This window comes from Methanobacterium veterum, assembly GCF_000745485.1.
GTDB lineage: Archaea > Methanobacteriota > Methanobacteria > Methanobacteriales > Methanobacteriaceae > Methanobacterium_D > Methanobacterium_D veterum.
In genome coordinates this window covers 212,161-220,930 of the sequence record NZ_JQJK01000015.1, presented here as the reverse complement: position 1 = coordinate 220,930, position 8,770 = coordinate 212,161, and the positions used below count along the sequence as shown (strand labels likewise).

The window sequence follows — 8,770 nt, the reverse complement described above, 5'->3', positions numbered from 1 at the left end:
TTATAAGCGTCACGGCCGAAAATTTCTTTTCAAACCAACGCATACTATACGCGCAAACTGTAGATTAACAAACTTTCTAGAATTTATTGCACAAAGTTCGAATTTCAAACTATCAATATCAAATACATAATATTTTAACAAATTTTTTGGAATTTGATAGAAAAATTTGACGAAATATATTCTACTTCGCTATACTATTGTATGGCGAACTAAATTTAACGAAACAATCAAAAACATTGTGTTTGCATGCTTGGATTTTCGAGCGATTAAATGCCCCATTAACTATTCCGTCAATAATTCCACCATACACGATATAACCTACCAAAATTCCCACAATTAGAAAACATACAACAGAAATGAGTAATTCAAAAACTGATTTAACCCCAATAACAGCTAAAATATGGTTATTATAACTGCAATAATAAATCCTTCAATTACAGCCCCCAAACCCATTTAATATCCTCTCCAATGAATTGGATAGTAAAAAAATCACTCATCAGCATCTACTGTTTCTCTAAAGACATTTCCACAGTTACCACAGATAAATTGAACTTCAACACAAAACTCAGTTAAGTAACTTGCCATATAACGAATTTTTTCTGTATCTTCACATACCGGACATTGGACCATTTTAATTCACTTCAAATTTAGAAAATTTGTTTTCAAACCTTCAGCATACCCCTTGTAGTACTAATTATTATATTTATATTATTTATTATAACTACCCCTTTCAAATATTAAAATTTAAAAATTTTCTACTGCAATTTAATGAAAACTTAATATTTTAAGATAAAAAACAAAATTCATTCCAATTAAATTCCATTAAACTTAAAAATTTAGAATTAACCCGAATAAACCCACTATATGCCTAATTAATAAAAATTAAAATTCAAAATGTTCAAGATGTACCTATTTCAACCATTTGAGCCATATGTAACTATACAAAATCAGGATTTTTTCAAAAAAAAGTAAATTTAACTAAATCTGGAATGTATTACATATAGCTTAATTAACACTAAAATGTTTTTTTAAATAGAAATATACCAACCCAATATTGAGCTCATTTTCAAAACGTGTTTGAAAAAAATAAATACTACTCCATGAATAAGTATTACTATTTTATATAAAATTATTAAAACTTAAAAATGTGGAGGAGATATACTATGGTTGAGATCGGTTATAAACTGGGTAGTGAAAAATACCCCCCATTAGAATTAGTGCATAATGCTAAAAGAGCAGAAGATGCGGGATTTGATTTTGCGATGATTTCAGATCATTATCACCCCTGGATAAATAAAGAAGGGAACAGCCCTTTTGTCTGGGGTACACTTGGAGGTATATCCCAGGCAACAGAAAGCATACCTGTTGCAACAGGGGTTACCTGCCCCACATTTAGAATACATCCTGCAATTATTGCTCAAGCTGCAGCTACGGCCGCATCAATGCTTCCAGGAAGATTTATGCTGGGAGTAGGTTCTGGAGAAAATTTAAATGAACATATTTTAGGCGATGAATGGCCCCCAACCCCTACAAGAATAGACATGCTTGCAGAAGCTGTAGATATAATTAGAACCCTGTGGAATGGAGGCAATGGACTGCAGGATTATGATGGATGTTATTACACGGTTGAAAATGCAAAGGTCTATACCAAACCTGAAGAATTACCTCCAATTTATATAGCTGCAGAAGGAGAAATGGCATCTGAATTAGCTGGGACAAGTGGCGACGGATTAATAGCACAGTCTCCTGAAGAAAACATAACAAAAAAATTTAATGAATCTGGAGGAGAAGGCAAACCATGTTATGGTGAGGCTGCAGTCTGTTGGGCAGAAGATGACAATGAAGCAAAACGTACAGCTTACAAATACTGGCCAATAAAAGCAAATACAGTCCAGTTAAATGGAGATTTGTCAACACCATCCCATTTTGAACAGCTTGGAGGAATAATTAACGAAGATATTCTCGCTGAACAAATGGTCTGCAGCAGCGATCCTCAAGACCACATAGATGAGATTAAAAGCTATGTTGATGCAGGTTTTGATCATGTCTGTATTCAGCATGTAGGTAAAGACCAGCCAGGTTTCATAGAATTCTGCGAGAGGGAAATTTTACCAGAATTTAGAGACTAATCTATATTCATCATATATTCTGCAGTAACCTAATCCAATATACAACACGCTGATTCAACATTAAACAACTTTAATTATTAGCTATTAATTACATAGTATATTCAAAGTTACAGAGGAGATTTTCATGGGCGCGATAACGGTTTGTATTCCAGATGAGTTAGAAATAGCATTTAGGAGAATTACAAGAATTAAATACGGTGATAAGCAGGGGCGTCTTTCAAGGGGAGCTACAGAAGCTCTCTACGAATGGTGCAGAAAGGAAGGTTTTGAGTACATTGAATCTGAAGATAAGGCATGTGAGTAATTGAATCTAAAATAATTGTTTTTTGATCAACAACCCAAAAATTCACAAATTTCCGAGCGGTTGATTTGAAGATAAAACATATGAGTAATTGAATCTAAAATATGATCTAACTAATCTATTCCCTTACAAACACAATATTTACATAACGACAGCTTATCATTAATAAAAATACGCTTTCCAGTACAGTAATAAACACCTTCTTTTTCATATACCCCTTCCGTCATAACCTTTGGTTGTGTTTGAAGGCTCTCAAAATCTGAGATTTTGAAAGCACCATTTGAAAATACAATTCCTGGAGGATGTAACGGCTTTTTTGCAATAAAAATCAAATATATAGATATTGCCTTGATAAATTCTTTAAAATCTTTATCATCTGGTGTATATAAACTAAAATAATGATCAATCCTGTTTTGAAGGTCTTTTAATTCTTCTGCATCAACTTCTTCGTCCAATCCGTTGCATGATGAGTTTAATATCTCATTGAAATTTTCCAAATTGTATCTGGACATAATTTGATTTAGAGAATCTTCTTCTCCACTATCCTCCATTTTCGGTTTGTATTTTTCCATACATTCTTTAAGCTTCAAAAGTAACTGTGAAGTTTTCATCGATATCAACGTTATATTTTATTTTCATATCATTTCCAGTTATCTAATTTAAATATAGACACCTTTTTATTAATTAGATTATAATATTAATACGATCTACTCAAAAGGGTGTCATTATGCCTTATTTAATCTGCGATAAATGTAATCTCTACTATGAAATTAACGATAGAAGTGAAATGAATGATTTTCATACATGTGAGTGCGGTAATGAACTCCAGTATTTCAATACAATTGAAGAATACATGTACGGAGAGCCGCAAAATTCATATATTGCAGACGATAAGGTAGAAGAATCTGATGGAAAGGGAATATTCTACTCAGTTAATAAAAAAAATCTTGTAACTCTCCAGATGGAAATGTTAAAAGAAAATAAAGAGCGTAAAGAAAAGGAACATTTAAAAAGAGATCTTAATTACAAAATAAACCATGCTATGGAAGCTGCCAGAGAGAAAGGCTCAAATAATTCAAAAAATGAGTATGAACCCATGATTGTTAAGGAATACGGAGATAATCCCTTTAAAAAACAAAAAGAAAAACTAATGCGCACCATGGAATTATTAAAAAAATGGAAAGGGGAATAATCCCATTAATTATACGCTATTTTTAATTGATAATTACATCAGTCCCTGTTCTCTTTTGGTAAACATGTAAGCAGACACGAAAATCATCAACAGTGCAAATGCAGATATGACCAGTGTGCTGAGCTCCAGAGGAAGTGCAGACTGATTTAAAATAACACTTCTAAGTGCATCAACTCCATATGTAAGAGGATCTAAGTATACTGCAAATTGGAGCCATGTAGGAAGCCCTGTAACAGGGAAAAGAGCCCCGCTTAATAGAAATATTGGCAGCACAATGAAACTCATTATCAGGTTAAATCCTTCCATGCTGTCAGTTAAGGACGCAATTAACAATCCTAAACCTGCAAATCCCAGCGATATAATAATTATCAGCACAATACTGATTATGAATGCAACGACTGTCATTTGAACTCCGACTACAAATGAAAGCAGTAATAAAATAACTCCCTGAATCAATGCCGCTGTGCCGATACCCAGTGATTTACCCAGTACGATTGATGGACGAGATATTGGAGCTACCATTATCTCTTTTAAGAACCCATACTGCCGATCCATGATTACAGATAATCCCGAAAATATAGTGGTAAACAAAATTGTCTGCCCAATGATGCCTGGATAAATGAAAGCCTGATATCCACCAGGAATTCCTCCAAAGCGTATCGCAGAGCCTAAACCAGTTCCAAATATCAAAAGCCATAAGAGAGGAGTTACTACTGAAGTCAAAATTCTTGAGCGGTACCTGACGTATCTTTTAGTTTCCCTAAGCCAGATGGTATATATTCCTTCCAGTTCAGGCATTATCTTCCCTCCCCAACTATTTTAGAACCAGTATATTTAATAAAAACATCTTCCAGGTTAGGGTGTTCCACCTCTATCGAATTTATATGAATATCGTGGGAACTTGCAAATTCTACCACCTCAGGTACTAAATTTTCGCCTCGCTCTACCATCATTTTCACTTCGCCGTCTGTAAAGAAAACATCTCTGGTAAATTTCAGTTCGTTAGCCTTTTCCACAAATTTTTCAGGATCATTTACTTTAAGAGTTATAGTATCTGCTTTTAATTCTCTTTTAAGGTTACTTGGAGAATCTGCAGTGATTATCTCCCCTTTATTTATGATGGCCACTTCATCACACAGCTGATCTGCCTCTTCCATATAGTGAGTGGTTAAAAGCACAGTAATATCCTGAGTTTGAGTCATATTGTAAATATACTCCCAAATATTTTCCCGTGTTTGAGGGTCCAATCCAAGGGTAGGTTCATCTAAAAAAAGCACTTTAGGATGATGTATAAGTCCCCTACCAATTTCAAGTCTCCTTTTCATTCCTCCAGAGTATGTTTTTATGTATTCGTCCACTTTTTTTCCCAGAGCTATGAGTTCTAAAATTTCATCAATACGTTCTTCTCTAACATCTCTAGGCACTCCATAAAGAGAAGCGTGCATTTCAAGATGTTCTCTACCAGTCAAGATATCGTCGAGAGCTCGGGATTGAAATACTATCCCTATAGATTCCCTAACTTCTTTAGCCTGTTTTACTATGTCATAACCATTTACAGTTGCAGTTCCTGATGTGGGGCGCAGTATTGTACATAACATAGATATAAGTGTAGTTTTTCCAGCACCATTAGGTCCTAACACGCCATATACCGTATTTCTAGGAACTTCCAGATTAATGGAATTCACAGCAATGAAATCATCATATCGTTTAGTGATATCTGTAGTTTCTATAACATTTCCCATAATATCCCCCAGCAGTTTGTCCTGTTTGACTGTAAAAATGCGTCAAAAGTATGATTACATTAAACAGATTATAAACATTATTATAATTTGTTTTTGAAAAGATATATATTTTTAAGTCTTATTTCAGTGGACTACTTAAATAAAAGGAAATAACTGCATTATTGAAGTATAAAAATCAAAATATGTAAGTAGTATCATCAAATTAACTTATTCTTTTTTGAAAAACTGCCAACAGAAATTTAGAGACCGTATCTTAACTTAGTAAATATATTTAAAATAATAAAACTATGTAATAATATTTAATAATTTCATAATACATATATACTACAGATGAATAATGACTCTAAAATAATATTAACTATTTTCCTGGCTGCAGGACTGCTAATTTTTATTAAAGGTTTAAATGAAAATTTAGGAATTATAGACATAATTACAATCTTTGTGACGTTTATATTCTTTTTAACAGGTTTTGCATTTTTAACCGCTTCAGTACTAACTCTAATAAGCCGGATCTCAACTATTTTATTTAAAAAATAGGAAATGTTAAATCAATAAAATGTAAAAATGTGTTAATTTTCACATTAAACACCCGAATTATCATATAATTTAATTTTAGCCACACAAATGACTAATTAATTCACTCTTCTCATTTTCCGAGTTAATATCTTTAAAACAACTGCATAAATTATATATATTTTTTATTATAAAAATATAATACAATCATACATAAAATACGTGAATTCAATGAAAATGATGCAAATTAAACTGCATTATAGCTGAACTAGTTAAATTCGCTAAATTATTGGAAGCCATATATTGAAAAATATGTCAGGATGAGAATATGATATTTGAAATAATCAAAAGCGAAGGAATAGCACATAAATCCTATTTTATAGGATCAAAAGGAGAAGCTGCAGTTATAGATCCCAGGAGAGACTGTGACTCATATGTAGGCTATTCAAAAAAACATGATATGGAAATAACTCACATATTTGAAACTCACTGTAATGAAGATTATGTAATTGGTTCACTTGAACTTTCAAAAAGAGTAAATGCCAAAATATATCACGGTAAGAATTTAGATTTTGCCTATGGAAATCCTGTAAGTGAAGGGGAAAAGTTTAACATAGGCTCTGTTGAATTAGAAATTCTTGAAACACCAGGACATACCGATGAGAGCATATCAATCGTGCTCACAGATAAAGAAGTGTCTGATGATGCATATATGATCTTTACAGGTGATGCCCTTTTTGCAGGTGAAGTTGGAAGAACTGACCTTTACGGTGAGGAAAAAGTGTATGAAATGGCAGGGAAACTTTATGACAGCCTCCATCAAAAGATCCTTCTTTTAGGTGACCATATTCTTGTTTATCCAGCACATGGATCTGGTTCTGTATGCGGGGCAGATATCCGTGAAAGTGAATTTACAACAATAGGGTATGAAAAGAAAACCAATCATGCCCTCCAAATGAATAAAGAGGAGTTTATTAAGTTTAAATTAAATGAAAAAATGGTTAAGGCACCTTATTTTGATAAAATGGTCGAATATAATAAAAATGGAGCCCCTATCCTCTGCAGACTTCCATATCCTCATCCATTAAACCTAAGTGAATTTAAAAAACACATGAAAGACACCCAGGCTGTAGACGTTAGAATGGCTGCAAGTTATGCAGGCGGGCATATCCCCAACACATTAAACATCTGGAAATACGGCCTGACCTATTTTGCGGGATGGACGCTTAATTATGAAGACCCAATTACCATAATTGACGAGAATAATGAGTACATGGATCAAATTTTGAGATACCTCATAAGGCTTGGATACGATAACATATTTGGATACTTGGCGGGTGGATTTACCAGCTGGTACACAAAAGGAGAAGAAATAGAAACAGTTGATATCTGGTCTGTACATGAATTAAAAGAGCGCCAAGATGATGATTCAATATTCATTCTTGATGTGAGAGAGTCCAGAGAATGGGAAGACGGATATATTGATGGTGCCTACCATATCTACGTCGGAGACCTGCAGTACTGCCTTGATGAAGTTCCCAAAGATAAATATATTGTTGTATACTGCGATACTGGAAATAGAGCCAGCATAGCAGCCAGTATATTGAAAAATAACAGATATAAAAAAGTTGCTAATGTTTTAGGCAGTATAAGTGCATGGAAAGCAGCGGGATATCCCCTGGTTAAATGAGGTTACAATATGAATTCTATTTTAGATCTTGAAGAAAGAGTAAATAGATTAAAAAAAGAAGATGAAGACTCATTTAGACTGTTTAATAATATTTTTCACGTATCAAGCGCCACAGGAAACTTGAAGATACCACCATCATTTAAGGAAAAAGTTCATACATATTTTGGAAATAAAGACGACTCTGGAAAGATTATAGAGTCCAAAAATGAAGTCATTGAGGGAATACAAACACAGGAAGTGATTAAGACCTACAACAAATGGACAGGTGAAGGATCTCTGTTCAATTCTTTAAGGGCAAGTAGGCCAGGAATGAAGCCTCAAGAGAAAAGCCAAGAACAGAAAAAAGTTCAAGAATACATTGAAAAATCTAAAGAAAACTGCGACTTTTGCCAGGCTGAAAAATACACTCCAGAGGATATATTTGGAAGAATTCAAGGTGAACACTGTATTACTGGAGCAAATATTGCCAAATATGACGCATGGAGCAGTATGGTATTTTTTAAAAAGCATAACCCCCTTGATTTCACACAGGAAGAACTATCTGATTATATAGAAACTGGGTTTAAATGGTTTAAAAAAGTCAATAATCACGACAAACAGTTCACATCTCCACTTTTTATCTGGAACTGTCTTCCAAAAGCAGGTGCTTCACAGATCCATGGTCATGCGCAGGTTTTAATCACCAAAAGCGTTCATTATGCTAAAACACAATTTTTAAGGAAAAATTTTAGAAGCTACATGCAGTTAACCGGCCGGAACCTTTTTAGAGACACATATAACATTCATAAGGCACTTGGGCTTGCCTTAGATGGTGATGTAAACGGTTTTGCAAGTTTAACTCCCCTCAAAGAGAAAGAATTCATAATTATTTCAAGAGATAATCCCTCAACAAATGAAGACGTAAAAGAGGCCGTTTATAGAGTACTTCGATGTTATATTGATGAACTAGGTGTAAACAGTTTTAATTTAGCTATTTCTTGCCCTTCATTCGGTGAGACATTTCTTCCATATGTTATAAGAATTGTAGATAGAGGCAGTATTTTTAAACAGGTTGCAGACATTGGAGCTATGGAATTATATGGAAGCAGTGTAATTTCAGATGATCCATACAACGTTATTAAAGCTGTAAATGAGTTTAAACATGATTGAAGTCTGCCAAATTTGACATATTTGTGCTATTAATCAGAGTTATGTGTATTAAAA

At 33.6% G+C, this 8,770-nt stretch carries 9 protein-coding genes; 5 read left to right on the top strand and 4 right to left on the bottom strand.

Translation table 11 applies throughout. The features are described 5' to 3' along the window. Positions 1-489: 489 nt before the first annotated feature. A complete protein-coding gene (locus EJ01_RS17275; protein ID WP_157197622.1) occupies positions 490-630 on the bottom strand; it encodes a hypothetical protein in 141 nt (46 codons plus the stop codon). 533 nt (positions 631-1,163) lie between these two features. On the opposite strand from EJ01_RS17275, the gene EJ01_RS08435 reads away from it, so the two are divergent. After that, positions 1,164-2,129, top strand: coding sequence for a TIGR03557 family F420-dependent LLM class oxidoreductase (locus EJ01_RS08435; RefSeq protein WP_048082122.1), 966 nt, complete (start codon positions 1,164-1,166; stop codon positions 2,127-2,129). Between the two features lie 124 nt (positions 2,130-2,253). Then, on the top strand, positions 2,254-2,433 hold the full coding sequence (locus EJ01_RS08430) for a hypothetical protein (protein WP_048082123.1): 180 nt from the start codon (positions 2,254-2,256) through the stop codon (positions 2,431-2,433). A 110-nt stretch (positions 2,434-2,543) separates the two neighbouring features. Here the strand turns inward: EJ01_RS08430 and EJ01_RS08425 are convergent, their stop codons facing one another. Beyond that, on the bottom strand, positions 2,544-3,041 hold the full coding sequence (locus tag EJ01_RS08425) for a DUF2115 family protein (protein WP_048082124.1): 498 nt from the start codon (positions 3,039-3,041) through the stop codon (positions 2,544-2,546). Positions 3,042-3,157: 116 nt separating this feature from the next. Here EJ01_RS08425 and EJ01_RS08420 point away from each other — a divergent pair, with 116 nt between their 5' ends. Next, the gene (locus EJ01_RS08420) at positions 3,158-3,622 is read left to right on the top strand and encodes a hypothetical protein (RefSeq protein WP_048082125.1); all 465 of its coding nucleotides are present in this window, start codon (positions 3,158-3,160) and stop codon (positions 3,620-3,622) included. Between the two features lie 33 nt (positions 3,623-3,655). Here the strand turns inward: EJ01_RS08420 and EJ01_RS08415 are convergent, their stop codons facing one another. Together EJ01_RS08415 and EJ01_RS08410 are read right to left on the bottom strand one after the other, a co-directional pair. After that, positions 3,656-4,420: an ABC transporter permease gene (locus tag EJ01_RS08415; protein WP_048082126.1), complete on the bottom strand. Its 765-nt coding sequence runs from the start codon at positions 4,418-4,420 to the stop codon at positions 3,656-3,658. After that, on the bottom strand, positions 4,420-5,364 hold the full coding sequence (locus tag EJ01_RS08410; RefSeq protein ID WP_048082127.1) for an ATP-binding cassette domain-containing protein: 945 nt from the start codon (positions 5,362-5,364) through the stop codon (positions 4,420-4,422). The genes EJ01_RS08415 and EJ01_RS08410 overlap by 1 nt, the downstream gene beginning before the upstream one ends. Positions 5,365-6,205: 841 nt before the next feature. Between EJ01_RS08410 and EJ01_RS08405 the strand changes: the two genes are divergently transcribed. Both EJ01_RS08405 and EJ01_RS08400 read left to right on the top strand, forming a co-directional pair. Continuing rightward, positions 6,206-7,567: a rhodanese-like domain-containing protein gene (locus tag EJ01_RS08405; protein ID WP_048082128.1), complete on the top strand. Its 1,362-nt coding sequence runs from the start codon at positions 6,206-6,208 to the stop codon at positions 7,565-7,567. Between the two features lie 9 nt (positions 7,568-7,576). Continuing rightward, positions 7,577-8,716 (top strand): hypothetical protein, encoded by a 1,140-nt coding sequence (locus EJ01_RS08400; RefSeq protein WP_048082129.1) that lies wholly within the window; start codon positions 7,577-7,579, stop codon positions 8,714-8,716. Positions 8,717-8,770: the final 54 nt, after the last annotated feature.

What these genes read in the sequence shown, in the direction of transcription:
- EJ01_RS17275 (WP_157197622.1), bottom strand. Translation starts at nt 630, where the DNA reads ATGGTCCAATGTCCGGTATGTGAAGATACAGAAAAAATTCGTTATATG.
- EJ01_RS08435 (WP_048082122.1), top strand. Translation starts at nt 1,164, where the DNA reads ATGGTTGAGATCGGTTATAAACTGGGTAGTGAAAAATACCCCCCATTA.
- EJ01_RS08430 (WP_048082123.1), top strand. Translation starts at nt 2,254, where the DNA reads ATGGGCGCGATAACGGTTTGTATTCCAGATGAGTTAGAAATAGCATTT.
- EJ01_RS08425 (WP_048082124.1), bottom strand. Translation starts at nt 3,041, where the DNA reads ATGAAAACTTCACAGTTACTTTTGAAGCTTAAAGAATGTATGGAAAAA.
- EJ01_RS08420 (WP_048082125.1), top strand. Translation starts at nt 3,158, where the DNA reads ATGCCTTATTTAATCTGCGATAAATGTAATCTCTACTATGAAATTAAC.
- EJ01_RS08415 (WP_048082126.1), bottom strand. Translation starts at nt 4,420, where the DNA reads ATGCCTGAACTGGAAGGAATATATACCATCTGGCTTAGGGAAACTAAA.
- EJ01_RS08410 (WP_048082127.1), bottom strand. Translation starts at nt 5,364, where the DNA reads ATGGGAAATGTTATAGAAACTACAGATATCACTAAACGATATGATGAT.
- EJ01_RS08405 (WP_048082128.1), top strand. Translation starts at nt 6,206, where the DNA reads ATGATATTTGAAATAATCAAAAGCGAAGGAATAGCACATAAATCCTAT.
- EJ01_RS08400 (WP_048082129.1), top strand. Translation starts at nt 7,577, where the DNA reads ATGAATTCTATTTTAGATCTTGAAGAAAGAGTAAATAGATTAAAAAAA.